The sequence below is a fragment of the Microbispora bryophytorum genome, from assembly GCF_006874465.1.
GTDB lineage: Bacteria > Actinomycetota > Actinomycetes > Streptosporangiales > Streptosporangiaceae > Microbispora > Microbispora bryophytorum.
In genome coordinates this window covers 149,977-176,432 of the sequence record NZ_VIRL01000017.1, presented here as the reverse complement: position 1 = coordinate 176,432, position 26,456 = coordinate 149,977, and the positions used below count along the sequence as shown (strand labels likewise).

The 26,456-nt window shown below is 70.5% G+C and carries 23 protein-coding genes; 9 read left to right on the top strand and 14 right to left on the bottom strand.

The features are described 5' to 3' along the window. The first annotated feature begins 9 nt into the window (after nt 1–9). Both FLX07_RS26995 and FLX07_RS26990 read left to right on the top strand, forming a co-directional pair. Nucleotides 10–1,395 carry a sensor histidine kinase gene (locus FLX07_RS26995; protein WP_142574476.1) on the top strand — a complete coding sequence of 462 codons (1,386 nt, stop codon included), beginning with the start codon at nt 10–12 and terminating at the stop codon, nt 1,393–1,395. A gap of 37 nt (nt 1,396–1,432) precedes the next feature. After that, on the top strand, nt 1,433–3,313 hold the full coding sequence (locus tag FLX07_RS26990; protein ID WP_373292456.1) for an acyl-CoA dehydrogenase family protein: 1,881 nt from the start codon (nt 1,433–1,435) through the stop codon (nt 3,311–3,313). A 66-nt stretch (nt 3,314–3,379) separates the two neighbouring features. Here FLX07_RS26990 and FLX07_RS36670 read toward each other — a convergent pair whose 3' ends face one another. Next, a complete protein-coding gene (locus FLX07_RS36670) occupies nt 3,380–3,541 on the bottom strand; it encodes a hypothetical protein (protein WP_167748394.1) in 162 nt (53 codons plus the stop codon). A 293-nt stretch (nt 3,542–3,834) separates the two neighbouring features. On the opposite strand from FLX07_RS36670, the gene FLX07_RS36665 reads away from it, so the two are divergent. Continuing rightward, on the top strand, nt 3,835–3,984 hold the full coding sequence (locus FLX07_RS36665; RefSeq protein ID WP_167748393.1) for a hypothetical protein: 150 nt from the start codon (nt 3,835–3,837) through the stop codon (nt 3,982–3,984). 82 nt (nt 3,985–4,066) lie between these two features. On the opposite strand, the gene FLX07_RS26985 is transcribed toward FLX07_RS36665, so the two are convergent. The 5 genes from FLX07_RS26985 to FLX07_RS26965 all read right to left on the bottom strand — a co-directional run bounded on the left by FLX07_RS26985 (nt 4,067) and on the right by FLX07_RS26965 (nt 9,729). Next, nucleotides 4,067–5,212 carry an acetyl-CoA C-acetyltransferase gene (locus tag FLX07_RS26985; protein WP_142574475.1) on the bottom strand — a complete coding sequence of 382 codons (1,146 nt, stop codon included), beginning with the start codon at nt 5,210–5,212 and terminating at the stop codon, nt 4,067–4,069. A 185-nt stretch (nt 5,213–5,397) separates the two neighbouring features. Beyond that, nucleotides 5,398–6,465, bottom strand: a complete 1,068-nt coding sequence (locus FLX07_RS36660; protein ID WP_167748392.1) for a hypothetical protein — start codon at nt 6,463–6,465, stop codon at nt 5,398–5,400. Nucleotides 6,466–6,546: 81 nt separating this feature from the next. Further along, entirely contained in the window at nt 6,547–7,458 is a 912-nt protein-coding gene (locus tag FLX07_RS26975; protein ID WP_142574473.1) for a class F sortase, read from the bottom strand. 8 nt (nt 7,459–7,466) lie between these two features. Next, a complete protein-coding gene (locus FLX07_RS26970; protein WP_142574472.1) occupies nt 7,467–8,393 on the bottom strand; it encodes a hypothetical protein in 927 nt (308 codons plus the stop codon). Between the two features lie 157 nt (nt 8,394–8,550). Then, entirely contained in the window at nt 8,551–9,729 is a 1,179-nt protein-coding gene (locus FLX07_RS26965; protein WP_142574471.1) for a hypothetical protein, read from the bottom strand. 149 nt (nt 9,730–9,878) lie between these two features. Here FLX07_RS26965 and FLX07_RS26960 point away from each other — a divergent pair, with 149 nt between their 5' ends. Then, nucleotides 9,879–10,649: a hypothetical protein gene (locus FLX07_RS26960; protein ID WP_142574470.1), complete on the top strand. Its 771-nt coding sequence runs from the start codon at nt 9,879–9,881 to the stop codon at nt 10,647–10,649. An 11-nt stretch (nt 10,650–10,660) separates the two neighbouring features. Here FLX07_RS26960 and FLX07_RS26955 read toward each other — a convergent pair whose 3' ends face one another. Beyond that, on the bottom strand, nt 10,661–11,536 hold the full coding sequence (locus tag FLX07_RS26955) for a class F sortase (RefSeq protein ID WP_167748391.1): 876 nt from the start codon (nt 11,534–11,536) through the stop codon (nt 10,661–10,663). An 11-nt stretch (nt 11,537–11,547) separates the two neighbouring features. Continuing rightward, complete coding sequence (locus FLX07_RS26950) at nt 11,548–12,963, bottom strand: hypothetical protein (protein WP_142574468.1); 1,416 nt, start codon at nt 12,961–12,963, stop codon at nt 11,548–11,550. A 238-nt stretch (nt 12,964–13,201) separates the two neighbouring features. Here FLX07_RS26950 and FLX07_RS26945 point away from each other — a divergent pair, with 238 nt between their 5' ends. Next, nucleotides 13,202–14,347 carry an acyl-CoA dehydrogenase family protein gene (locus tag FLX07_RS26945; RefSeq protein ID WP_142574467.1) on the top strand — a complete coding sequence of 382 codons (1,146 nt, stop codon included), beginning with the start codon at nt 13,202–13,204 and terminating at the stop codon, nt 14,345–14,347. Between the two features lie 103 nt (nt 14,348–14,450). Here FLX07_RS26945 and FLX07_RS36655 read toward each other — a convergent pair whose 3' ends face one another. Both FLX07_RS36655 and FLX07_RS26940 read right to left on the bottom strand, forming a co-directional pair. Then, nucleotides 14,451–14,612 carry a hypothetical protein gene (locus FLX07_RS36655; protein ID WP_167538831.1) on the bottom strand — a complete coding sequence of 54 codons (162 nt, stop codon included), beginning with the start codon at nt 14,610–14,612 and terminating at the stop codon, nt 14,451–14,453. A 66-nt stretch (nt 14,613–14,678) separates the two neighbouring features. Further along, a complete protein-coding gene (locus FLX07_RS26940) occupies nt 14,679–15,470 on the bottom strand; it encodes an alpha/beta fold hydrolase (protein WP_142574466.1) in 792 nt (263 codons plus the stop codon). A gap of 156 nt (nt 15,471–15,626) precedes the next feature. On the opposite strand from FLX07_RS26940, the gene FLX07_RS26935 reads away from it, so the two are divergent. Further along, complete coding sequence (locus tag FLX07_RS26935; protein ID WP_142574465.1) at nt 15,627–16,517, top strand: hypothetical protein; 891 nt, start codon at nt 15,627–15,629, stop codon at nt 16,515–16,517. Between the two features lie 37 nt (nt 16,518–16,554). Here the strand turns inward: FLX07_RS26935 and FLX07_RS26930 are convergent, their stop codons facing one another. Both FLX07_RS26930 and FLX07_RS26925 read right to left on the bottom strand, forming a co-directional pair. Next, entirely contained in the window at nt 16,555–18,783 is a 2,229-nt protein-coding gene (locus tag FLX07_RS26930; protein ID WP_142574464.1) for an ATP-binding SpoIIE family protein phosphatase, read from the bottom strand. Nucleotides 18,784–18,903: 120 nt separating this feature from the next. Then, nucleotides 18,904–19,608: an iron-dependent transcriptional repressor DtxR gene (locus tag FLX07_RS26925; RefSeq protein WP_142574463.1), complete on the bottom strand. Its 705-nt coding sequence runs from the start codon at nt 19,606–19,608 to the stop codon at nt 18,904–18,906. A 79-nt stretch (nt 19,609–19,687) separates the two neighbouring features. Here FLX07_RS26925 and FLX07_RS26920 point away from each other — a divergent pair, with 79 nt between their 5' ends. After that, on the top strand, nt 19,688–20,299 hold the full coding sequence (locus FLX07_RS26920; RefSeq protein ID WP_229689521.1) for a UdgX family uracil-DNA binding protein: 612 nt from the start codon (nt 19,688–19,690) through the stop codon (nt 20,297–20,299). A gap of 50 nt (nt 20,300–20,349) precedes the next feature. Here FLX07_RS26920 and pdxH read toward each other — a convergent pair whose 3' ends face one another. Further along, on the bottom strand, nt 20,350–20,994 hold the full coding sequence (gene pdxH / locus FLX07_RS26915; RefSeq protein WP_142574461.1) for a pyridoxamine 5'-phosphate oxidase: 645 nt from the start codon (nt 20,992–20,994) through the stop codon (nt 20,350–20,352). 170 nt (nt 20,995–21,164) lie between these two features. Here pdxH and FLX07_RS26910 point away from each other — a divergent pair, with 170 nt between their 5' ends. Then, on the top strand, nt 21,165–22,271 hold the full coding sequence (locus FLX07_RS26910; RefSeq protein ID WP_142574460.1) for a citrate synthase 2: 1,107 nt from the start codon (nt 21,165–21,167) through the stop codon (nt 22,269–22,271). A 135-nt stretch (nt 22,272–22,406) separates the two neighbouring features. Here FLX07_RS26910 and FLX07_RS26905 read toward each other — a convergent pair whose 3' ends face one another. Next, on the bottom strand, nt 22,407–25,157 hold the full coding sequence (locus tag FLX07_RS26905; RefSeq protein WP_142574459.1) for an ABC transporter substrate-binding protein: 2,751 nt from the start codon (nt 25,155–25,157) through the stop codon (nt 22,407–22,409). A 122-nt stretch (nt 25,158–25,279) separates the two neighbouring features. Between FLX07_RS26905 and serC the strand changes: the two genes are divergently transcribed. Beyond that, nucleotides 25,280–26,395, top strand: coding sequence for a phosphoserine transaminase (gene serC, locus FLX07_RS26900; protein WP_142574458.1), 1,116 nt, complete (start codon nt 25,280–25,282; stop codon nt 26,393–26,395). Nucleotides 26,396–26,456: the final 61 nt, after the last annotated feature.

Here is a 26,456-nt window from a genome sequence, read left to right as displayed (position 1 = left end):
GGACCGGTGATGTCGCTCAGGACACGCCTGCTCGCCGGGCTCCTCGGCGTGAGCGCGGTCCTGCTCGTCGTCTTCTCCCTCGTCAGCGTCGTCGTCCTGCGCGGCCACCTGCGCACGCGGCTGGAGGGGCAGGTGGTGGCCGCGACCGTCACGGCGGCGCGCCGGGTGGTCGAGGGAGACCCGCTCGACCAGGCGCTGACCGGCTCCACCTACGCCGTCGCGGTCTACAACCTCACCGAGCAGCACGCGCACCTGGTCGGCGGTGACGCCGACGAGGCCGAGGCCGTACCCGGCCTGACCGAGGCGCTGGGCAAGGACAGACTGCTGGCGTACGCGGCGCAGGGCCGCACCTTCGACCTCGACCCGAGCGGCGGCCACCAACTGATCGCGGCCGCGGCGATGTCGCCGAGCGGCCTTCGGCTGATGGTCATCGCGGTGCCCCTGGACGCGGTGGACGACCCGGTTCGCCACCTCCTGATCAGCGAACTGGCCACCGGCGGGGTGCTGATCCTGCTGCTCGCCGCGGGTGGCCGGCTGCTGATCGCCGGCGGCCTGGCGCCGCTCGGCAAGATGGCGCGCACCGCCCATCTCGTGGCCGAGCGAGTCGACCTGTCGGCCCGGATGCCCGAGGGTTCGTCGGAGGTCGGCAGGCTCGGCGCCGCGGTCAACCTCATGCTCGACCGGATCGCCGACGCCTTCCGCGACCGCCAGGCGTCGGAGGACCGCGTGCGCCGCTTCGCCACCGACGCCTCCCACGAACTGCGCACCCCGCTGTCGACCATCTCCGGGTATGCGGAGCTGTACCGGGCCGGGGCGATCCCGCCCGCGGATCTGCCCAAGATCATGGGACGGATCGAGGCCGAGGCCGACCGCATGGGCCGCCTGGTGGGCGAGATGCTGGAACTCGCGCGGCTCGACCGGGGCACCGCCCTCGCGCTCGACGCGACCGACCTGGCCGAGATGGCCCGCGAGGTGGCCGCCGACTCGGCCGCCCTCGATCCTGCCTACCCCGTCACGGTGGAGGCGCCGCCGTCCCTGGTGGCGACGGTGGACGAGGCCAGGGTCCGCCAGGTGCTCGTCAACCTGCTCGGCAACGTGCGGGCGCACACGCCCGAGGGTACCCGGGCCACCGTACGGCTGCAGCGCGTCCCGGAGTCGGTGGCGATCGAGGTGCGCGACACCGGTCCGGGGATGAGCCCGGAGCAGGCCGCACGCGCCTTCGACCGCTTCCAGCGCGGAGAGGACCACCTGTCCGGCGGATCGGGGCTCGGCCTGTCGATCGTGAAGGCCATCGTTGAGGCGCACGGCGGCCGGTGCCGCATCGTCTCCTCCCTGGGCGGAGGGACGGCCATACACATCGCGCTTCCCGCGATGCGAGAGGCTACTGGCGGGTAGTTAACGAGGAGAGCTCGTTTCACCGCCGAGGAGGTCGATGATGACGACCGAGTACGCCAAGGCCAGGGAGGTGGCCGAGCAGGCGCGCGAGACGGAGTGGACCCGCCCGAGCTTCGGCAAGCAGCTCTTCCTCGGGGACTTCCAGCTGGATCTCGTGTATCCCGCCCGCCGCCTCTCCGAGGAGGAGATCAAGAAGGGAGACGACTTTTTGCGCGCGCTGCGCGCGTTCCTGCAGGAGAAGGTCGATCCCTCCCTCATCGAGCGCACCGCTGTGATCCCGGACGAGGTGGTCAAGGGCCTGGCGGCGATCGGCGCGTTCGGCATGACCACCGAGGAGGAGTACGGCGGGCTGGGGCTGAGCCATCTGTACTACTGCCGCGCGCTGGCACTCGTGACGTCGTGCTCCCCCGCGCTCAGCGCGCTGCTGTCGGCCCACCAGTCCATCGGGGTTCCGCAGCCGCTGCGGCTGTTCGGCACCCCCGAGCAGAAGCGCCGCTTCCTGCCCCGCTGCGCCCGGGGCGAGATCTCCGCCTTCCTGCTGACCGAGCCGGACGTGGGGTCCGACCCCGCCCGGCTGTCGACGACCGCCGTCCGGGACGGCGACGCGTACGTGATCAACGGCGTGAAGCTGTGGACGACCAACGGCGTCGTGGCCGACCTGCTGGTCGTGATGGCACGGACCGGGGCCAAGATCTCGGCCTTCGTGGTCGAGGCGGACTCCCCCGGCATCACCGTGGAGCACCGCAACCAGTTCATGGGCCTGCGGGGCATCGAGAACGGCGTCACCCGCTTCCACCAGGTGCGCGTGCCGGTGGAGAACCTGATCGGCCGCGAGGGCCAGGGCCTCAAGATCGCGTTGACCACGCTCAACACCGGGCGCCTCTCCCTGCCGGCGACCTGCGTCGGCGCGGCGAAGTGGGCGACGAAGATCGCCCGCGAGTGGGGGTGCGAGCGGGTCCAGTGGGGCCGGCCGGTCGGCCGGCACGAGGCCATCGCCCGCAAGGTCGCCTTCATCGCCGCCACCGCGTACGCACTGGAGTCGGTGGTGGACCTGGCCAGCCGGATGGCCGACGACGAGCGCAACGACATCCGCATCGAGGCCGCGCTCGCCAAGCTGTACAGCACGGAGATGGCCTGGCGGCTCATGGACGAGCTGGTGCAGATGAGGGGCGGGCGCGGCTACGAGACCGCCGAGTCGCTGCACGCCCGCGGCGAGCGCGGCGTACCCGCCGAGCAGATGCTGCGCGACCTGCGGATCAACCGCATCTTCGAGGGCTCGACCGAGATCATGCACCTGCTCATCGCCCGCGAGGCGGTGGACGCCCACCTGTCGGTGGCGGGCGAGCTCGTCGATCCGAAGGCCGGCCTGCGGGCCAAGGGACGGGCGGCCACCCGGGCCGGCGCCTTCTACGCCCGGTGGCTGCCGAGCCTGGTGACCGGGCCCGGTCAGGTGCCCACGTCGTACGCCGAGTTCGGCCCGCTGGCCCAGCACCTGCGGTTCGTCGAGCGGACCAGCCGCAAGCTCGCCCGATCGACCTTCTACGGCATGTCGCGCTGGCAGGCGCGGCTGGAGCACAAGCAGGGATTCCTGTCGCGGATCGTGGACATCGGCGCCGAGCTGTTCGCCATCACCGCGGTCTGCGTGCGCGCCCAGGAGGACTCGGCCGAGCACGGGCGCAAGCCGTACGAGCTGGCCGACACCTTCTGCCACCAGGCCAGGCAGCGGGCCGAGGCGCTGTTCGACCGGCTGTGGGACAACACCGACGACGAGGACGTGCGGCTGGCCCGGCGGGTGCTCGACGGGCGGTACACGTTCATGGAGAACGGGATCGTCGACCCGTCGCTGGAGGGCCCGTGGATCGCCTCTCAGCGCACCGGCCCGTCCATGTTCGAGGACGTCCACCGGCGCATCGGCTGACGGGAACGGCACGGCCCCGCCCCCGGTGGGTGCGGGGGGCGGGGCCGTGGTCCGTGGTGGTGGGGATCAGACGTCGTAGCACCACATGTAGCCGTAGTCGGGGATCCAGCAGCGGTACCACCCGTCGCCGGGCTTCATGGCGTGCGCCGGGGCGGACAGGACGCCGAAGGTGGTGACCGCGACGGCGGTGGTGGCGAGAACGGCGGCGACGCGCTTGATTGACTTCACTGGTATCTCCTGTGCAGGGAACGTCTGTTTGACGTGTTCGAGTACACAACGCCCCACTTGTCGACGTCTGGTGATCCACTTGGAGACGGCTTGGTCGCCTTGGACGGAGCGAAAACCCTTTGTCCGGCGATACGGCGACTTGTTACTGTCACCCGCATGTGGATTCTGTACGGCGACCGCTGATCAGCCCTCTGAGTGGCTGATCCGCTCAGCTTTCCGGCCCTGTCCATTCGACGCGGCAGCTGAGTGACGGCACCTCGGTGCCGCGTTCCCGACGTACAAGGAGATCCCGTATGCGTACTCGCGCGTCCAGCAAGGGCGGCAAGCGGCAGAACCCGCGCACGCCGCAGCCCCAGCGTTCCTTCCCTCCGCCGCCGCGCCAGATCCCGGCGCCGCCCATGCGGCCGGTGCGGCAGCCGCGGCGGCTGCCGAGAGCCAAGTAAGCCGCTTCGTGACCGGAAAGGGCACCCCGGGTAAGCCCGGGGTGCCCTTTCCGCGTGAACGGTCGGATCCTCGCGCGAACGGTCAGAGACGCTCGATGATCGTGACGTTGGCCTGGCCGCCGCCCTCGCACATCGTCTGCAGGCCGTACCGCCCGCCGGTGCGCTCAAGCTCATGGAGGAGCTTGGTCATGAGGATCGCGCCGGTGCCGCCCAGCGGGTGCCCCAGCGCGATCGCGCCGCCGTTGGGGTTGGTCCGCGCCGGGTCGGCCCCGATCTCCTTGAGCCAGGCCAGCGGCACCGGGGCGAACGCCTCGTTGATCTCGATGACGTCGATGTCCCCGATCGTGAGCCCCGCCTTTGCCAGCGCCCTGCGGGTGGCCGGGATCGGCGCCGTGAGCATGTAGACCGGGTCGTCACCGGTCAGCGCGAGCGTGACGATCCGCGCGCGCGGGACCAGCCCGTGCTCGCGCACCGCCTGCTCCGAGGCGATGAGCAGCGCCCCGGAGCCGTCGGAGATCTGCGAGGAGGTGGCCGCGGTGATCCGGCCGCCCTCGCGCAGGGTCTTCAGCCCGGCCATCTTCTCCAGCGTGGTGTCCGGCCGCGGGCCCTCGTCGTCGGCCACGCCGTTCACCGGGGCGATCTCGTCCCTGAAGTGGCCGTTGGCGATCGCCTTGGCGGCCCGCTGGTGGCTCTCGTAGGCGTAACGCTCCAGCTCGTCACGCTCCAGGCCCCACTTCTCGCACATCAGCTCCGCGCCGCGGAATTGGGAGATCTCCTGCTTGCCGTACCGCTCGACCCACTTGTCGCCGAACGGGAACGGCATGCCCTTCTCCAGCGCCGCCGAGATGCTCGACCCCATCGGGACGATGGACATCGACTCGACGCCGGCCGCCACGACCAGGTCCTGCGTGCCCGACAGCACGCCCTGCGCGGCGAAGTGGATGGCCTGCTGCGACGAGCCGCACTGCCGGTCGATCGTGACTCCTGCCACGGTCTCCGGGAGGCCCGCGCTGAGCCACGCGTTGCGCGCGATGTCCATGGACTGCGGGCCGAACTGCATGACGCAGCCCATGATCACGTCATCGACGGCGGCGGGATCGACGCCGGTGCGCTCGACGAGCGCTTGAAGAGTGTGGGCGGCCAGGTCGACCGGGTGGACCGCGGAGAGCCCGCCCTTCTTCTTGCCGACCGGCGTGCGGACCGCCCCGACGATGTACGCCTCTGCCACAGTGCCTCCATAGGAAACCGAGCAATGTTCGGTTAGTGAGAGGTTACCTCAGAACTTTCGTCGGGGGAGGCGGCGGTAGCCCTGGTCGATCGGCACGCCGAAGGGCGTGTTGGCGGGTTACGGTCGATGACCGTGGTCGATCGGCACGCTGGTGGGCCCAATGGCGGGCGCGTTGGCGTCATGGTTCAGGCGTGACCCCCCGGAAGCACGTCGGCGACCTCGGCGATCTGGAAACCCCGGCTGTCGGCCGCGATCCCCCGGAGCCCGTCCGCGAGCGCGAGCGCCACGGCCGCCCGCGCGAGCAGCGCCCCCCGCGCCTCATCCGTGTCCTCGCTGTCCTCGCTGTCCTGGCTGTCCTCGCTGTCCGTCGTGTCTTCCGTGCCCTCCGCGTCGTTCCGGCTCGTCGCGGCCTGCGCGCCCTCCGCGTCGGAGCCGGCGCCCGTGCTCGCGCCCGTGCCGGCGTCTTCGCTGTCCGAGCCGGCATCCAGCGGACCCGGGGCCGCCTCCGCACTCGTCACGTCTTCCGTCCGGTCGTCGGCCGCAGCTCCGGAGGCCGCACCGGCAGGCTCGGCGTCCTCGCCCGCCTCCTCCTCCGTACGCGCGACCGGGGAGACCCGGGCGATCGCGACTTCCGTCAGGTACGGCCAGCGGGTCTGGGCGGCAGGCGGCAGGCGATGCCCCTCCTCCACCGTGACCAGCACGTCGGCGCCCGCGTAGACGTCGGCCACCCTGCCACGGCGGACGGGGACGTGGACGACGCCCTCGATCAGCTCGCCCTCCGGCCACCGTGCGGTGTCCACGGCGTCGGCGTGCCGCAGTGACTCGGCCAGGATCGGCAGGATCTCCTCGGGCTCCGGCACGGCCGGCAGATAGACCAGCGGGTCTCCGCCGTCCTCCGCCGGATCGAGCGGCTCACCCTGGCAGAGCGACCAGCCGCCCAGACGGTAGGCGATGCCCTCGGCGAGGCTCTTGTCGAAGAAGTCCACCGGCAGCGGGCCCTCGGCGGCGATCCGGCACGCCCAGAGCCTGTCCTCGTCGGGCACGCCGAGCTTGGCGAGGACGTCTCCGGTCAGTTCGACGGGCGACTCGATGCGCGACCCGCCCGCGAGGATGTCGTCGCCGTCGGTCCTCGCCTCGGGATCGGCGAGTTGCGCGACCGCCAGCAGTGTCTTCGGATCCGGCCGGGCGGGCAGCAGCGCCGTAGGCCCCGTGCGCAGCCGGCCGGGCAACAGGAGTTTCGACAACCAGCCCATAGGCCCTCCTCATGATCGGTCGAAGAGACCATAGCCCTCGACGGCCGCTCACCACGAGCCCTCTCGGCGAGGTGCCTCGGCTCAGGACTTCGACTTCGCCAGACGCGTGCCGGTCATCGTGGCGTAGACGATGACGTTGTCGATGTAGTGGCCGGTCATGTGGTTGTATGTGCCGCCGCAGGTGATCAGCCTGAGCTCGGCGTTGTCGGCGTGCCCGTACACCCGGTTGGTGGGGAACGTCTGCTTGTCCGCCTGCTCGATCCCGCCCACGGTGAAGATGGCCACGGTCCCGTCGAGGCGGTACACCTCGATCTTGTCGCCGTACGACAGTTCGTGCAGGCGGCTGAAGACGGCGCTGCGCGAGGTTGTGTCCTTGTGCCCCAGCATGACGGCCGGGCCCGCCTCACCCGCCGTCGGGCCACCGCGGTACCAGCCGACCAGATTGTGGTTGCTGATCGGGGGCGTCTGGATCGCGCCGCTGCGGTCGAGGCCGACCGAATTGATCGGGGCGTTCACGCCGATCTTGGGGATGACCAGGCGCTTGGGCGTCGAGGGCTGCATCGCCGGAGCCGCCGGGATCTTCGGCACCGGCGGAGGCGCGGTGGCGACCGCCTGCGTCAGCGGCTGACCGGCGCCGCCCGGGCCCACGGAGGGGGCGAGCCCGTTCTGCGGCGCCGCGAGCTTCACCGTCTCACGGGTCGACGCGGCGTACTCGTCGGGGTTGTTCACCATGATCACTACGCCCACGATCACGACGACCAGACCCAGGATGGCCGCCGTGATCAGCACGCGCCGGATGGTCTCCGCGCCGCCGCCCGGCGGCTTCTCCTCCGGCGGCTGTGGCGGCGGCTGCATGTGCTGCATGTGAGGCAGCATGACCGGCTGGAAGACCGGTTGGCCGTAAACCGGCTGGGGGTAGCCCTGCCCGCCCGGCCCGAGAGGCACGCCGTACGGCTGGCCCGGCGGGTACTGTCCAGGTGGCGGGGTGGTCATGGCTCGTCCTACCGCCTCACCGGGCGGCGACGGGTCCGGAGCACGAGTCCGCCGGCCCCCGCCGCCAGCATGAGCGCGGTGCCGGTGAGCACGAAGAGGCGAGCGTCGGGGCCCGCCTCGCCTCCGCCGCCGGTGGCCGCGCCACCTCCGGGCGTGCTCTCGACCTGGGCGGACTTCGTGGTCTTCGTCTTGGACGGCGTGGGCGACGCGAAGACCGTCTCGAACACCGTCCGGGTGTTACGCGGCGAGGGCGAGGCGCTCGCGGAGGGACTGGGGCTGGCGCTGGCACTCGCGCTCGGGGACGCCGAGGGGCTCGCCACCGCGATCGTCGCGACCGCGGGAATCGTGTTGGCGCCTGTCGTCGCGACCGCGCAGTTGTAGAGCGCGGTGGGCGTGGTGGTGGTCGTGCCCGTGCCGGCCGGCGCGATCATGCTGATCTTGAAGTCCTTCGCCGTCAGCACGACGGAGGTGGCCCCGGCCGACGGCGTCACGGTCAGCGTCGCGGTGGGAAGCGCCGGCATAGGCCCCTGGGCCGCGACGACCGCGGTCAACGCCGTGCCGGTCGGCGAGGGCGTGGACACTCCCGCGGTCATGCCGACCGGCAGCACCGACGCCGACACGGTGGGCTGCAACTCGATCGTCGCGCCGCTCGCGATCTGCACCGGCACGGGGAACGGCGAAGTCGTGAGCGGCTGGATGCTCAGGGTCGCGGTGTACTGAGTGCCGGTCACCGCCGAGGTGCTCGCGTTGAGCGTCACGGTGAAATCGTGTGTGACGGCGGTGCCACCGGAGGTCCCCGGGCTGCACGTGTATGTCACGGTCTTCGTGTCGGCTCGCGCGCCGAGCGCGCTCAGGCCCAGGAGAAGGCCCGCGCTGACCACTCCGGCCGCGGCGGCCCTTCCGGCGACTCGGCCCCGCGCCTTTGACTTCAGCACTGACTTCTCTCCACTTCGATGCTCGCAGTCAACAGGCGTACCAGCATTCCAGCATACGGTCACGGTCAGGTAGAGATCTTACGGACAAAAACCCCAAGACCGCCTCCAGTTGCTCAAACTTTCTTGCTTCTTCGGCATGTCCGCGTCCAGCCGGACGCTAGTGCCCGCCGTACGAGCCGGAGTTCGGGCCGAAGCGCCGCAGCAGCAGCCCTCCCACCGCCGCCGCGGCCATCAGCGCCAGGCCGGTGAGCACGACGAGCCGGGCGTCCGGGCCCGCGTCGCCCCCGGCCCCGGTCTGCGCACCGCCGAGCGGCGTCGTCTTGATCTGCTTGGTGGCCGTATGGGAGGCCGTCGCGGTCGCCGTGACCGTGGTGGTCGTCGTGGTCCTCGGGCTCGGGCTCGGGCTCGGGGTCGTCGAGGCTCCGGCGCTGGGACTGGGCGAGGTGTTCGTGTTACCGGCCGGGCTCGGCGAAGGGGACGGCGTGGCGGACGGCGAGGGAGACGAGGAGGCGACGACGGTGAGCGCGAGCGACGCCCGCGTCGCGGACTCCGGCAGCGTGCACGTGTAGAGCGCCTCGCCCGTGCCGGCGGTGTCCCCGGCCGGTCGCAGCTTGAGCGTGAAGTCCCCTGCCGCGACTCCGATCGTGCCCACCGCCGTCGGAGTCAGCGTGACGAGCAGTTCGGGGATCGGCGTCAGCGTGGCCGACGGGGAGACGGTCGACGCAAGCACCGTTGAGGCGGACGGGCTCAGCGTGATGGCCGAGGGACTTTCCTCCTGCGTGCCGGTCTCGGTGTCGTCCGTGGCCGAGCCGGTGTCCTCGTCGGAGGGAGTCGCACTGGCTGAGGGCGACGCGCTCGGGGAGGGTGACGCGCTCGGGGAGGGGCTCGCACTCGGGGAGGGAGCGGCCGATGCGGACGGCGACGCCGACGGAGAGGGCGTGGGAGTCGGCGATGGGCTGGGAGTGGCGGACCCGCTCACGACGGGAGCGCCGGTCACCTCCATCAGGCCCTCGGCGACCATGACGTCGTTCGGTGCGATGCCCGTCGCCGGCGCCACCATCGCGCTCTGGCCGCTCGGCGGCGACGCGGGAGCGATCCGCCAGGTCACGGTCGCCGCACTGCTCACCACCGGGTCGTCGGGCGCGACCAGGGTCACGTCCACCGGGTAGGTCGCGGCGACGCCGCCCGCCGGAGTGCAGGAATACGGCACGGTCGTGGTTTTGGTCGCCGCGAGCACGGGCCACGTCATCAGGGCCAGTGCGGCCGTCGCTCCCGCCGCCGACCGGGCCGCGATGCGACGCCTGGCACTCCTGCGCCGGGCACTGGGGTCGGGCACGACGTCTCTCCTGCCACCACAGTCACGTACGAAGTAACGAACAGTCTCCCAGCAGTCGACCACCGCCATAACCGGCGGGCCCCCTATGTCAGGAAATTCTCAGGGAACCTTCATCGCCCTCCCACGGTAGTGAGGGTGGAGGTATCGAGATGAGACGACTACTCGTGGCCCTCGCGGCGATGGCCGCGATCCTCGCGCCGGCCCTGCCCGCTCACGCGCGGGCCGGCTTCTGGGCCGTGACCGAACTCGACCCGTTTCCCGCCGAGGTGCGGCCCGACGTCCCCTACACGGTGGGTTTCTGGGTGCTCCAGCACGGCACCCATCCGTACGAGGGGCCCGGCGGCCTCGATCCGATCGGCCTGCGCCTGACCGGGGAGGACGGCACGACGCTGACGTTCGGCGGAACGCCGCTGCCGGAACCCGCCCACTACGCCACGTCCGTCAAGGTGCCGGCCGGACGGTGGCGGGTGCAGGGCCTGCAGGGCATGTTCGCGCCGTACGAGATCGGCACGCTCACGGTGCCGGGCGGGCTGAAGGCGGCTCCGCCGCAGTTCCCGGTGCCCGCCGGCTCCGAGGTCATGGATTATTGGGGGCCCGTGAAGCCGCCCGGATTCCCCTGGAAGGCGGCGTCCGTCATCCCCAACCGTCTTCCCGCCGCGACGCCCGTGGCGTCCGTGGCGTCCGTGGCGTCAGTGGCGTCCGCGCAGCCGGCCGGGGCCACGCAACCGGCCCAGGTCTCCGCGGCCGTCGGTGATTCCTCGCCGTGGCGTCAGCCGTACGCGTTGGTGATCGTCGCGGTGGCGGCGGTGGCGGGCACGCTGCTGGTCCAGCGCACGGCTCGGGCGGCCGTACGGCGCAGGCCGCACGATCCGCCCGAGCGCGAGACGCGGGACGGCGAAGAGGTGATCAGCACGGGCTGATCAGCCCGCGATCACTTGCCCTTGGTCTCGGTCAGCGTCGCGTAGACGATGATGTTGTCGGTGTAGTGGTGCTGCTTGGCGTTGTAGACCCCGCCGCAGGTGATCAGCCGCAGCGACGATGTGATCGTGTTGCTGTAGACACGCTTGGTCGGGAACGTCGACTTGCTGACCTGCTCGATCCCGTCCACCGTGAAGATCGCCATCTTGCCGTCCGCGCGGAGAACGGCGATCTTGTTGCCGCGCTTGAGCTCGCGCAGGCGGCTGAAGACGGCGGCGCCCTTGCGGGTGTTCACGTGCCCGAGAATGATCGACGGCCCCTGGTCGCCGGGGGCCGGTCCGTAGCGGTACCAGCCGGTGAGGCTGGGCTTGCTCAGCGGCGGCGTCTGGATGACGCCGGACTTGTCCACGCCCACCGAGCCCACCGCGGCCTTCACGCCGATCGCCGGAATGCTGATCTTCAGCGGCCTGCCGGTGACCTGCTTGGTCGTCGTCTTCTTCGCGCCGGACGACAGCGGCTTCGTCGACGACGAGGCCGCGCTCGTGAGGGTCAGCGGGGCGATCGGCTGCATCACGGGAGACGGCGGCGGGGCGGCCGGGTCCGCCGCCGTGAGCGGGACACCGGGCCCGCCCGGGCCGACTGTCGGCGGCAGGAGGGCCACGTTGCCCGCGTCCTGAACGTTCACCGTACCCGCGACCGGTCCGCTCTCCGGAGAGTCCGAGGGGCTCAGCACGACGAGCATCCCGGCCATCACCGCCGCGATGCCGCCGAACGACCCGGCCACGAGCAGGGTCGCGAGGACCGGCTGGGGCAGCGGCTTGCGCGTCTTCTTGGCCTCGGTGCCCGCGTCACCCTGCTCGGGGACGCCACCGTCAGGAGCGTCGTTCATCGTCATCCTCCTCAGCCCCGCTCGCCCGAGTGCGCCGCCCTGCGCCGGAGCATGGCCACACCACTGAGCATGCCGATCATCAACAGTGCGCCGCCCGAGCCGATCAGCAGCATGGCCGAGGACGACACGCGCTCGGGAGCCTCACCGGTCTGCGCGCCGCCCTGCGGCGTGATCGCCACCTGCGCCACGCTCGGTGTCGCGGTCAGCGTCACCGTCCGCGTCGCCGTCGGCGACGGACTGCCCTGCGTCACCACCGCCGTCACGATGTAGTTCTGCGTCTGCGCCGCAGCCGGCGACGGGCTGGCCGACGGAGAAGGCGAAGGCGAAGGAGAGGTCGACGGGGAAGGCGACGGCGACTCGCCGCCGCCGCCCGGGTTCTCATCCGTGGGACTGGCGGAAGCACTGGGCGATGCGCTCGGCGAAGCGGACGTGTCAGGCGACGGGCTGGCGGGGTTGTCACCACCGCCGCCGATCTTGACCTGAACGGCGACCGGCGCGCTGACGATCTCGCACGTGGCGCGGTACTCCTGAGGCGGGTTGGCCACCTCCCGCGTGACCACGCGGAAGGCGTCAAGCTGGCCCCACTTGCCGTCCTCGACGTTCTTGATGCTGATCGTGTGCTCGCCGAACTTCAGGCCCCGGAACTTCCACAGGGTCTGTCCGCCCTTGTTGGCGTCGTTGACCACCGTGCCGTCGTCGTTCCTGGAGGGGTCGACACGCGGAGGGGTGCCCGGCTCGTTGTCGACGTAGATGTCGACCGGTCCGGCGCGCTGGTCCCTCTGCGCGATGTAGTCGATCCCGGTGCCCGTGAAGGTGAACGACGCCCACGCGTCCTTGGCCGTGGTCCTGTGCAGGTCCAGATGATTGTCGTTGTTCTGGCTCGGCTGGTCGTTGAGGTCTTCCCACCCGGGTCCGTAGGAAATCCGCGGATCGTCGTCGTTGACCACGACCTCCGAGGCGGGCGGGCGGAAGTCGATGAACAGCTTGCCGGGCTTGACCGTGAGGGTGCCCTCCCGATCCGTGTAGGCGAAGTCCGCGATGCCTTCGGGAAGCTTGAGCGGGGTGCCCTTGACCATCGCCCCCGGCTGGTCCACGAATCCCTTCGGCTGAAGCTGCCCGATCCAGCTGCCGCTGAGGTTGACCCGTCCGGTCACCTCGACGCGGCCGCCGTTGGGCAGGAGCGCGGGCGCTCCCAAGCGCGTCGCGTCCTTGTAGCCGAGCTTCCAGGAGACGTTGAGCGGGTCGCCGACGTTCAGCGTCGTGGGGACAGTGAGCTTCGTCCGGAGATTCACGGTCCCGGAGCCCGTTCCGGCGATGCCGCCGTTGCAGGCGTAGTCGACGACGAGATCGGCGGTATTGGCCTGCGCCGTCACCGCCGGTACGACAATCGCCGCCGTACCAGCGAGGCCGAGGGCCAAGGCAGCCACGGTCCTAGGAAGACCAGCTTTCCACCGAATCACCGCATACTCCGATCACAGGACCGCCCTGGCGGGCCTATAGCAAACCGAAGGTAGATCTTAGGGGCAACCGAAGCGGTCAAAGTGGCCATTATCACGAAGGTTTCGTAGTTGTGACCGTCCGTACGATGCGAAGCCGATCGACCGGCGGACGACCAGAATCGTATTCTGGTGCGGCCAACAGATTCTGAGCCGGAAGGCGTACCCGATGCGGCGAGACCTCTTCGACGAGGAGCACGACCTCTTCCGTGAGACCGTCCGTGAGTTCATGGCCCGTGAGGTCGTCCCCCACCACGCGCAGTGGGAGAAGGACGGCATCGTCCCCCGCGAGGTGTGGAAGAAGGCGGGCGAGCTGGGGATGTTCGGCTTCTCCGTGCCGGAGGAGTACGGCGGCTCGGGGATCACCGACTTCCGCTACAACATGGTGATCGTCGAGGAGGTCATCCGCGTCGGCGCCAGCGGCCTGGGATTCGGCCTGCACAACGACATCATGGCGCCGTACATGGTCGATCTGACCGACGACGAGCAGAAGCAGCGCTGGCTGCCCGGCTTCGCGTCCGGCGAGCTGATCACGGCGATCGGGATGACCGAGCCGGGGGCCGGCAGCGACCTGCAGGGCATCCGGACCACCGCCGTCCGCGAGGGCGACCACTACGTGGTGAACGGGCAGAAGACCTTCATCACCAACGGCATCAACTCCGACCTCGTCGTGGTCGTGACCAAGACCGACCCCTCGGCGGGCGCGCGCGGCACCTCGCTGCTGGTGGTGGAGCGCGGCATGGAGGGCTTCACCCGCGGCCGCAACCTGGAGAAGGTCGGCATGCACGCGCAGGACACCGCCGAACTGTTCTTCGACAACGTCCGGGTGCCGGTGGCCAATCTCCTGGGCGGCGAGGAGGGCCAGGGCTTCTTCCAGCTCATGCACAACCTGCCGCAGGAGCGGCTGTCGATCGCGGTGGCGGCCGTGGCCGCGGCGGAGACGGTGCTGGAGGAGACGATCGAGTACTGCCGCAACCGCACGGCCTTCGGCCGCAGCATCGGCAAGTTCCAGAACACCCGGTTCCTCCTGGCCGAGCTGGCGACGGAGGTGGAGATCGCCCGCCACTACGTGGACAAGTGCGTGCGGGCGCTCAACGCCAAGGAGCTCACGGCGGTGGACGCCGCGAAGGCCAAGTGGTGGACGACCGAGCTGCAGAACAAGGTCATCGACAGGTGCGTCCAGCTACACGGCGGCTACGGCTACATGCTGGAGTATCCGGTGGCCAAGGCCTGGCTGGACAGCCGCGTGCAGACGATCTACGGCGGCACCACGGAGATCATGAAGGAGATCATCGGCCGGTCCTTCGGCTTCTGAGCCGCGCTCCCGACGCCCCACACCCGACGCCCCGCGCCTGGCGGCCCGCTTCGGGCGGCTGCTTCTGGCGGCCCGCTTCTGACTCCCGAGAATCAGCAGCCGATCAGCTGTGCTGCTGTCCCCAGATCAGCAGCATGGCCACCACGAACACGACCATCACGCCTCCATAGGCCACCGGGCTCAGCCGGAAGAACCGGCGCACCTTGTTCAGCAGCCACGCGAACAGGAGCGCCAGGAAGACCAGAAGGATGAGTCCGGTGTCCACACTGATCAGTATGCGCGGGTTTCCCCGTCCCCGCGTGCCCCTCGGCACAAGCCGGCGCGCAGAGACTCAGCGGGGATCTTCGCCGCCTTCGAGGATGCTGCCTCCGAGAATCACCCGCGCGACCAGCTCCGGGTCGTCGCTCATCGGCACGTGGCCGCAGCCCCGCAGCAGCAGCGTCCGCTGCCCCGCCCACCGCGCCGCCCGTACGGCCTGGCGGCGCGGCAGCAGCCGGTCGCGGTCGCCCCAGGCGATGGTGACCGGCACCTGAGGCGGCGCGGGCGGCGCTGCCCAGGCCAGCGAGTCCAGCGTCTCCTCGAACCCCACGCACTCGCGCAGCGCCGTGGCCGCCGCCAGCACGGCCTCACGCGGCAGCCGCTCCGGACGGGCCACCAACAGGCCCAAGGCGAGCGCCTTCCCCCCGTCCGTGCCGGCCGCGAACGCGGGCAGTCCGTCCGCCTGCGCCGCCAGCCGCAGCAGGCGCAGCACGGCCCGCGAGTACGCGTGCTCGGCCCGGGACCAGAACCCTGCGGGAGACAACGCGACAGCCGTGCGGACGTCGCCGCTGGACGCCAGGTCGAGCGCGATGTAGCCGCCCAGCGAGTTTCCGGCGACGTGCGGCCGGTTCAGGCCGAGCCCGATCCAGAAGTCCCGCACCGCCCGCCCCAGCGTCTCCACGTTGTACGGCGTGCCGTACGGCAGCGGCGGGGAGTCGCCGAAGCCGGGCAGGTCCACCGCGATGACGTCGTGCCGCTCCGCGAGCAGATCGAGGACCGGCAGCCAGCCGCGCCGGTGGTGACCGATGCCGTGGAGAAGGATCAGCGGCGGGCCGCTGCCGCGACGGTCGTGGGCGAGCTCCATACGTCCGAGTCAAGCACCCGGGACGGCAGGAAAAAAGCGCGCAGCGCAGCGCGTCGCGTCCGCCGCCGTCCGTTGCGGCGGAGCCGCTGCATGATCGTTTATGCGGGCTGCAATCATGTTCCGTCGCAATAGTTGAATACGAAAAGAAACTGATCAATGACCTTGACTAAGCCGGAGGAACACACCGGCCTCGCCGACCTGCCGGAGCCGGACGTGAAAGCCGGCGTCATCGACTTGCTGGAACGCGGCGGATCGGTCGTGGTGCCCGTCGGCATCGCCCTCTACGCCCTGCTATATCTCGGCATCCAGCAGGTGTACGGCATCTTCAACATCAGCCCGGAGCAGGCGGGCATCGACCAGGCCACCATGTTCGGCCGCCTGGTGGGGACACTGATCCTGCTCGTCATCGCCGGCGCGCTGCTCGCGGGCGTCTTCGTGGCGGCCGTCTGGCTGCTCGACAAGGCCACCCTCGGCCATATGTCCCGCCTGACCCGGGCCGTACGCGTGCGCCCGTGGGCCGCCGCGACCGCCGGCGCGCTGTGGTGCGGAGTGAGCTACTGGGGCTTCCTCGGATACCTCGGGCTGGGCGAGGGCGTGTCGATGGCCGGCGTCGTGATCACCGCAGCGGTGATCGGCGCCCTGGCCTTCCTCGTGCCGTTCCGGTTGCTGCGGCGGCGCCCGGCCGGCCGCGCGGGCATGAAGATCGTGGTGGCCGCGTTCACCGGCATCGGGCTGGGCTTCGCGCTGATGGGGCAGATGGAGAGCGACGCGATCGCCGTCGCCGAGAAGGGCCGGCCTGCCAGCCTGCTCCTGTCGATGGTGGGCTTCCAGGACCAGTGGGTGGTGCTCAACGACCGCGAAAGCGGCAAGGTGCTGCGCGGCGGGGCGGAGGTGCTGCTGCTCGGCGAGCGCGAAGGCACGTACGCGTTGTACGACTGCGCGCACCAGGAGACCTTCCGCATCTCCATGGAGGCCACCGTGCTGCGGCAGGTGACGCTCGAACCCGAGCGGCCGAGCGGCTACAGCTGCTTGAAGCAGGAGAACTGACCGTGACGCGCCCCCGCTGCGGGGGCGCGGCCACGGCCTAACGACCGCCTATGGGGATCTCGAACCAGACCGCCTTGCCCTCGTGGGTGGGGCGGGAGCCCCAGCGTCGCGCCAACTGGTCGACGAGGTAGAGGCCACGGCCGCCCTCGTCGTTCTCCCCCGCGCTGCGGATGCGGGGCAGGCGCAGATCCTGGTCGAAGACCTCGACCCAGACGGACTCCCCGCCCCTGCGCAGCCGCAGGGTGAACTCCTTGTCGCCCGCGATCTCCTCCTCGAAGCCCGGCACGTCCCACGACTCGTCGAACGGCAGCGGGGGCCCGTCGAAGACCAGCTCGCGGCGCGGCACGCTGGCGCTGGCGGCGTGCAGGACCACGTTGGTCACGACCTCGGAGACGAGCAGGCAGGCCAGCTCCGCGCGTTCCTCGGGCACCTGCCATCCCGCGAAGGCCTCCGACGCCATCCGCCGCGCCTCGCTCACCATGATCGGCTGGGCCGGGAACGTGCGCTCCTGGGACTGCAGCTCCGCGCCAGCGGAACGGACGACGAGGATGGCCATGTCGTCGTCGATCTCGCCGGGGACGGCCACCGTGGCCAGGTCGGCGATGCGCTCGATGGTCTCCCCCGACGCCTTGGCGAGCTTCTCCCGCAGGATGTCGAGCGCCTCGTCGTCGCCGGGGACGCCCGTGGCGGAGTCGCGCGGCGGCCTGCGATCGACCAGGCCGTCGGTGTAGAGAAGCAGGGTCGCGCCGGGCGGCAGAACCCTCGTCTCCTCCTTGTAGACCAGGTCGGCGTGCATGCCCTTGGCCCGCACCCCGAGCGGCTGGCCGACCTCGGTGATGTCCAGGTCTCTGACCTCGCCCTCCACGATCAGCAGTGGGGGCGCGTGCCCGGCGTTGGCGAACGACAGCTGCCTCGACCACGCGTCGTACACCATGTACTGGCAGGTGACGATCGGCGGGTTGGTGATGTCGGCGCCGAAGTCGTCGTGCTCCGGCGCGGCGACGATCCTGGTCCACTCGTCCAGGCGGGCGAGGATGTCGGCGGGCGGTTTGTCGTCCTGGGCGAAGGCCCGCAACGCGGCCCTGAGCTGGCCCATGACCGCCGCCGCCTTGGCTCCCCGGCCCTCGACGTCTCCGATCACTATGCCGACGCGGCCGGCCGACAACGGAATCACGTCGTACCAGTCGCCGCCCACCTGGGTCTGGATGCCCTGACCGTGCGAGGCGAGCGGGGCGGCCGGGTAGTAGCGGACCGCGATCTCCAGGCCGTCGAGCGACGGCAGCGGCTGGCGCGGGAGCAGGTGCTTCTGGAACGACTCGGCGGTGTGCCGCTCCTCCTCGAACAGCAACGCGTTGTCGACGGCGAGCGCGACGCGGGTGGCGATGGCGCCGACGAAGTCGCGGTCGAAGGTGTCGTAGTGGGGCGAGCGCCGGTTCGTGAGGTTCGACAGGCCGAGATACATCAGGCCGAGTGTCTCGCCGCGCACACACAGCGGGGCGACGATGGCCGAGGTCATCCCGATCTCGCCGCACAGCCGGGCCGCGCCCTCGCTCGGCGCCGGGTAGCTGACCTGGGAGAGATCCTCGACGAGGATCGTCTCCTGGCGGCGCACGGCGCTCTCGGCGTAGTGCCCGAGGGGGTATCTGATCTCCGCGCCCACCGGCCGCCAGGTGTCCGGCGGCGGGGTCCAGCCGTTCACGTGGGTGGAGACCTTGCGCACCAGGCGGTCGCCCTCGACCAGTTCGATGAAGCAGTGGTCGGCGAACTGCGGGACGAGCATCTCCGCGACCCGGTTGAGCGTCTCCTCGACGTACAGGGAGCCGGCGAGCCGCTCGCCGATCCGCTCAAGCAGGCCGAAGCGGTCCTTCTCACGCTCGTTGCTGCGCATCGCCTCGCGGGCGGTGATCACGATGCCGCTCACGGAGCCGGAGGGGTGTCGCAGCGGCACGGCCTGCGCGCGCACGTAGATCGTGGAGCCGTCGCCGCGGGCCACGTCGAACGTGCCCTCCCACACGCCGCCGCGCAGCACGTGCTTGGCCAGCTCGGCCGCGAGCGGGTGGTCCTTCTCCGAAATCCCCAGGGTGTGCAGCGACTCCTTGCCCGCAGGCGCGCCCACACGGCCGAACAACTGCTCGGCGAAGGGGTTCCAGTACAGGACATTGCTGAACCGGTCGGTCACGACCACGGCCATCTCCGCGTGGTCGAGAACGGAACCCGCCGAAAGGTGGTCGTCGGCGTCCTGTGACAGATCTCCCCATCGCCTCATGCCACGACCGTCCCTTGACGAGGTGGGTTCGCTATGCCGGGCACGGGCGCTCCTGCGAAGGCTGGGTCGCGAGAAATGAAAGGACTCCCTAGGGGATTCAACCAGGCACAACTCATTCCGTCATCGTCTGGTGACAAAAACGTGTGAGGCGACGTCCCTCGGAAGATCGGCGGTCGTCGTCCCCACCTCACCATCACCAGTCACCGTTACACCGTTGTCACTCGCCGCGAGCGTGACCTCGCGTCCGGGTTGTATCCCAACTTGCTTGAGTTTAAGCATCACGGCCGGGTCGCTTTGCACTTGTTCGCTGATTCGGCGCACTACAACGGGCACAGGAGCCTGACCTGCGAGGGTCACCATAGGAGACACCATCTCATCTGCGGCCGAACCGGACTGCGGCACTCCCAGCTCGTCCAGGCCCGGAATCGGGTTGCCGTGCGGGCACACCCGGGGGTTCTTGAGAAGGTTCACGAGCCGCGTCTCCACCGACTCCGACATCACGTGCTCCCAGCGGCACGCCTCGATGTGGACCTCTTCCCAGGGCATGCCGATCACCTGGGTCAGCAGGCACTCGGCCAGGCGGTGCTTGCGCATCACGCGGATGGCCAGCGTGCGGCCCAGCGCGGTCATGCTGAGGTGCCTGTCCCCCTCGACCTTGACCAGGCCGTCGCGCTCCATGCGCGCCACCGTCTGGCTGACGGTCGGACCGCTCTGCTGCAGGCGCTCGGCGATCCGAGCGCGGAGCGGGACGATGCCCTCCTCTTCGAGCTCGAATATCGTCCGGAGATACATCTCCGTCGTGTCGATCAGGCCGTGTGCGGTCAAGGCTCCTCCAGTCCTTGTCAATCGATGCTACGACCTCCCCGCGTGTTCGCAGCCGACCTTATTGGGGAAGCGACCCAGGGTGGGAAACATCGGAGCCCAGCGATTCCTTCCAGAGGAGATCAGCCTGCCCGCGCTCAGGGAGGCCGCACGACACTGCGAAGGCTGCGACCTCCACCGCGCCGCCACGCAGACGGTCTTCGGCGAGGGTGTTCCCGACGCGCGGTTCATGCTGGTCGGCGAGCAGCCGGGCGACCAGGAGGACCGCGAGGGCGCGCCGTTCGTCGGACCCGCGGGGCGCATGCTCGACAAGGCGCTCGAAGAGGCGGGCATCGAGCGCGAGGCGGTGTACGTTACCAACGCGGTCAAGCACTTCAAGTACGAGCCCCGCGGCAAACGCAGAATTCACCAGAAACCCACCGTTGGAGAGATCGACGCCTGCCGGCCCTGGCTCGATGCCGAGATGCGCCTGGTGGACCCGGAGGTGACGGTGGTGCTGGGGGCCACGGCCGCCCGGGCCCTGCTGGGGCCGGACTTCCGCGTCACCCGGCATCGGGGACAGCCGGTCCCCCGGCGTGAGGGGGCCTACTACGTGGCGACGATTCACCCCTCGGCGATCCTGCGCGCGCCCGACAGGGACGAGGCGTACTCCGGCTTCCTCGCCGATCTCACGGTCGCGGCCGGGCTGCCCTGATCAGATCACGGCCCGGGACCTCAGGACGCGGGACCTCAGGGGGCGAGGCCTCAGGGGGCGAGGCGCTCCAGCGTCCAGGTTCCGCCGGTCCGCCGGTAGCGGAGCCGGTCGTGCATGCGGTCGGTCTGGCCCTGCCAGAACTCGACCTCCGCCGGCACCACGCGGAACCCGCCCCAGAAGTCCGGCAGCGGCGGATCCTGCGGCCAGCGCTCGGCCAGCTCCCGGAACCTCACGTCGAGCTGCTCCCTCGACTCCACGACCGCCGACTGACGGGAGGCCCACGCGCCGATGCGGGAGCCGTACGGGCGAGAGTGGAAGTAGGCGGAGCTGTCCTCGCGCGGGAGCCGTACGACGGAGCCCTCCACGCGGACCTGCCGCCTGATGGGATGCCACGGGAACAGCAGACACGCCCGTGGGTTCTCACCGAGGTCGCGGCCCTTGCGGGACTCGTAGTTGGTGAAGAAGACGAACCCGCGCTCGTCGAAGCCCTTGAGGAGGACGGTGCGGGCGGAGGGACGGCCACCGGCGGAGCTGGTGGCGACGACCATGGCGTTCGGCTCGGGCAGGCCCGCGCCGACCGCGTCCGCGAACCACAGCGCGAACTGCGTCACCGGGTCGGCGGCCATGCCGGATTCGAGCAGGGGCTCACCTTCGTAGCTGTGCCGGAGCCCGGGGAGGTGCGAAGCGCTGTCCACGGAAAGATATTCTCCCGTGCTCTATGTATGTCTCGCTCGCTGGCCCCTACCTGGGGGAACCCCGTTGGGTAGGGCCGGGGGCGCGGCAGTCGGGCGCTGCGGGTTAAATTGACCCGCCGGTATCTCGACATCAAGGCTCTGGACTTCACAAGAGAGGGAGGCGGCCGAGAATGTCCGACTTCAAACCCGGGCTCGAAGGCGTGGTGGCGTTCGAGACCGAGATCGCGGAACCGGACAAAGAAGGGGGCGCCCTGCGATACCGGGGCGTCGACATCGAAGAGCTCGTGGGCAACGTCTCCTATGGACACGTCTGGGGCCTGCTCGTCGACAACACGTTCCAGCCGGGGCTGCCCCCGGCGGAGCCGTACCCACTTCCCGTCCATTCCGGCGACATCCGAGTAGACGTACAGAGCGCGCTGGCCATGCTCGCGCCCTCGTACGGCTTCCGCCCGCTGCTCGACATCGACGACGACCAGGCCCGCGACGATCTCGCACGCGCCTCGGTGACCGCTCTGTCGTTCGTCGCGCAGTCGGCTCGTGGCCTGGGCCTGCCCATGGTCCCGCAGAAGCGCGTCGACGAGGCCGAGAGCATCGTCGAGCGCTTCATGGTCCGCTGGCGCGGTGAGCCCGATCCCAAGCACGTGAAGGCCATCGACGCCTACTGGACCTCGGCCGCGGAGCACGGCATGAACGCCTCGACGTTCACCGCCCGTGTGATCGCGTCCACGGGCGCCGACGTGGCGGCCGCCCTGTCGGGTGCGGTCGGCGCGATGTCCGGCCCGCTGCACGGCGGCGCGCCCGCTCGGGTGCTGCACATGATCGAGGGCGTCGAGAAGATGGGTGACGCCCGTAAGTACGTCCAGAGCGAGCTGGACAAGGGCCAGCGGCTCATGGGCTTCGGCCACCGGGTCTACCGGGCCGAGGACCCGCGTGCCCGCGTGCTGCGTCGTACGGCCAAGGAGCTGGGCGCGCCCCGCTACGAGGTCGCGGCCGCGTTGGAGACCGCCGCGCTCGAGGAGCTGCACGCCCGCAAGCCGGACCGGGTCCTCGCGACCAACGTGGAGTACTGGGCCGCGGTGATCCTCGACTTCGCCGAGGTGCCGTCGAACATGTTCACCTCGATGTTCACCTGCGCCCGGACCGCCGGCTGGGCCGCTCACGTCCTGGAGCAGAAGCGCACGGGCAGGCTTGTCCGCCCCAGCGCCGACTACGTGGGCCCGAAGCAGCGCTCCATCAGCGACGTGCCCGGCGCCTCCGAGGTCATCGGCAAGGTCTGAGCGTCAGCGCGGGTCGTGGCCCTGCGGCGTGCCACAAACTCCGAGAGGCCGCCGGGCCCGCCCGCGCACCGTCAGCACCCGTGGCGGCCCGCCCTTTCCCCGAGGGGCGGGCCGTTTCCGTGTCCGGAGGACGCGTCACCGGCCGGAGTCCGCGGCGGCGTCGCGCGGGCTCGCGGATGGGCGAACGGACGGGTGGACGGACGGGCGAGCCGACGGGGGAACGGACGGGACCGCCGCCGGGGCGTTCGCGGCCTCCCGATCCTCGGCGTCCCCGTCGAGGTTGCGGCAGATCTCCTTGGTGTCCTCGGGCTCGGTGGCCGCCAGGCGCCCGCAGCGCTCCGCGACCTCGGACCTGCCGGAGCTGTTCACCTTCAGGATCGCGATGGCCTTGTTCTCGGGCTCGTGGGTGGTGGCGCCGAAGGAGATCACCCCGCCCGAGCCGTTCCATCTGCCCCGCGGGGAGACGAGGGAGATCTGGTAGAGCACGTCTCCCCTGCTGGGCAGGCCGCCCCGATAGGCCGCGTTGACGCGTTCGTAAAAGAGCCTCACGGCGTCGTAGCTGAGGATGAGGTTGTCGTCGGACTCCTTCGGATGCCGGCCGTTCAGCAGGCTCTGCACGAAGCCCGTCGCCTTCAAGGAGCGGTCGCGCCACAGCTCGCGGCTCGCCAGCGCCGCGTAGTAGACCTGGACGCGCCGGTAGCCGCCGATCGCGGCGCCGCTGTTGGCCACCGCCTTGATGACGTCGTCGCCCGCGAGGACCTTGATCGGCTCCTTGCCGCAGTCCTTGGCCTCGACGTACTGCAGGAAGCCGAGGAAGTCGGCCGCGCGGCCCGCGTAGAAGATCAGGTCGGGCTCGCGCCCGCAGGCCTGGCTCACCGCCAGATCCATGCCCGTCCCCCGGTCCTTGTACCCGACGGCACCGCTGACCGCGATCCCCACCGCGCCCGCCTCGTCCGCGTAGTCGTCGGCGAGATTGTTCGTGTAGTTGTCGTCGTCCGTCTGGTCCTTGACGACCACCGCCGACGGCTTGTCCACCCCGCCGAGAAGCCGCGTGCGGGCGAACCGGGCGGCCAGCCGCGCCTGCCGCTGGTTCGACGACCCGAGGCGGAACACGTACGGCGAGGGGTAGCTCGACCCGGAGTCGGCGGGGCCGTCCGGCACGTAGGCGAGCCGGTCGGCGGTCGCCGTGGTCACCAGCATCGGGAGCTTCGCCGCGTCGAGCGTCCGGATGGCGTCCTCGACGCCGCCGACGCTGCGCTGGAAGCCGATCACCCCGAGCACCCGGGGGTCCTCGGCCGCCATCTCGCTGACGAGCTGCGCCGTACGCTCCCCCTGCTGGAAGTTCGTGCCCGCGTTGGCCACCAGCACCTCAAGACGGGGCGTGCCATTGGCGTCATCCTGGTACTCCTCCACCGCCGTGAGCTCCGCCCGTGCCCCGACGAACGCGCTGTCGTTCTGGTCCTGCGCGATCGAGTACTCGCCGAACAGCACCACACTCACGTACGTCCCGGCGTTCCTGGCATCGGCGTTGTGCTTATCGATCTTGCCGACGAGATTCCTTATCTCGTCCGAGGGGAAGAGATCGCCCGGGGCCGGCCCATCGGCGTTCACGACGCCGATGCACTCCTTGCCGACGCGCTCCCCCCAGGACAGGCCGCCGCAGTGCGCGTCACGGTCCTGCTGGATGCGCCCGAGCAGGACGACAGGACCGATGAGCAGGAGCGCCATCACGCACCAGTAGCCGATCGCCCGCATCCGGCTGCCCAGCAGGCGCGGCCGGTAGTCGTCGTCCAGCGGGATCTCGGGCGTGCTGACCATCAGCCGCAACGGCGGCACCCGCCGCCGGGCCGCCGTCCGCCACGACTCCACCAGCGTGGACAGGTCCGACATCCGGCCCGCGGTGACCGGCCGGATGCCCGGCGTGAACGAATCGGGCACCGCGGCCAGCACCAGGAGCGGCGGCAGCAGCCCCGTCTCCTCGACCGACTCCTCCAGCGTTCGCAGGAACCGCTCGTTGACGTCGCCGGACCATCGCGCGTCGAGGACCATCATCGCGTAGAGGCCGCGCCCCCAGCTCGGCCACGGGATCAGCCACTTCTGGTAGGCCTGGCGCAGGTCCTGGCACAGGGCGTGGACGAGCAGCCCCTCGACCTCCGCCTCGCTCGCGTTGGCGATGCGCAGCGCGTACTTCGGCAGGCGCTCGAAGGGCTTCCTGGCCAGGTAGGGCTGCTTCCTGAACCAGCCGTTGAAGAAGGACCCCCTGATCGACAGCATGGCCTGGATCAACGTGCCGACGACGGCGACGAGCACGCCGAGCGCCCACGGGATCAGGCCGACCAGGTCGGAGGCGCCGCCGAGCGACCAGGCGGCGAGCGTGCCGACCGGCACCCAGGTGGTGGCCGCGCGGCCGAGGAAGTCCGCCGCGGTCCTGCGCCCCCGGTCCCCGCCGTACCTGCCCCTGCGCCAGTCCTTGAGCCGGTCCTTGAACTCCTCCTGGCCCGTACGCGACTGCGGGTCGGGCGGCCAGGTGCGGCCGGGCACGTCGACCGGCTCCCCGGGAGGCGGCTCCTCGCGCTGGCGGCGCGCCCACAGCACGAACTGGACGAGCGGGAACCGCGGCGGGGGCAGGAACGAGCCGCCGACGGGCTTGCCGAGCTGCCCGTGCTCCCCCGCCAGCGCCGTGACGAGTTCACGCAGCGTGTCGTACTCCCCCGCTCGGACGGTGGCCTGCGGAAGGGAGTCCTCGAAGGGCTCGGCGAGCCGCCGGGCCGCGTCGAAGGCGCCGCCGTCGCGGCCGACCACGAGGACGAGGGGCAGGGGGCGGTCGGCGCGCCAGAAGAACGGCCTGCGAACCAGTGCCTCGATGACAGCGTGCGGATCGGTCACGCGGATTTCTCCCGGGGGGTGGAGTCCATGCTGGGATGGTGCGTGATCTTAAAACGAGACCATGATGTCTCACCATCCGGACCATGGTCTAGAGCATCCGCAGGTCTCACTAGGCTTGAACCGTGGCTGACATCGTGATTCCCGCTGACATCAAGCCCGCCGACGGCCGCTTCGGCTGCGGGCCCTCGAAGGTACGCCCCGAGCAGCTCGCCGCTCTCGCCGATGCCGGAGCGAAGGTGATGGGCACCTCCCACCGGCAGAAGCCGGTGAAGAACCTCGTCGCCCGCGTCCGCGCCGGGCTCACCGACCTGTTCTCCCTCCCCGAGGGGTACGAGGTCGTGCTGGGCAACGGCGGCACCACGGCGTTCTGGGACATCGCGTCCTTCGGGCTCATCCGGGAGAAGTCGCAGCACCTAAACTTCGGGGAGTTCTCCTCGAAGTTCGCGACGGTCGCGAAGAAGGCCCCCTGGCTCGCCGACCCGTCAGTGATCAAGTCGGAGCCGGGCAGCCACCCGCTGCCGGTCGCCGAGGAGGGCGTGGACGTCTACGCGCTCACCCACAACGAGACCTCCACCGGCGTCGCCATGCCCATCAAGCGGCCGACCAGCGGCGACGAGTCGCTCGTCCTCGTGGACGCCACCAGCGGCGCCGGCGGCCTGCCGGTCTCCGCCGAGGAGTTCGACGTCTACTACTTCGCCCCGCAGAAGAGCTTCGCCTCCGACGGCGGCCTGTGGATCGCGCTGTTCTCGCCGAAGGCGCTGGCCCGGGTGACGGAGATCGCCGAGAGCGGCCGGTTCGTGCCCGAGTTCTTCAGCCTGCCGACCGCGATCGACAACTCGGTCAAGGACCAGACGTACAACACCCCGGCGGTCGCCACGCTGTTCCTGCTGGCCGACCAGATCGACTGGATGAACGCCCAGGGCGGCCTCGCCTGGACCACCGCCCGGTCGGCCGACTCCGCCTCGCGGCTATACACCTGGGCCGACAAGACGTCGTACACCACGCCGTTCGTGGCCGACCCGGCGCAGCGCTCCAACGTCGTCGGGACCATCGACTTCGACGACGCCGTGGACGCCGCGGCGGTCGCGAAGGTGCTGCGGGCCAACGGCATCGTGGACACCGAGCCCTACCGCAAGCTCGGCCGCAACCAGCTGCGGGTCGCGATGTTCCCGGCGGTCGACCCCGCCGACATCGAGGCGCTGACCTCCTGCGTCGACTACGTGGTCGAGCGTCTCTGACGATTCTCACGGCGGCCGCCCCTCCGGCGGCCGCCGATGTCGCCGACGGTCTCCGGGCCGT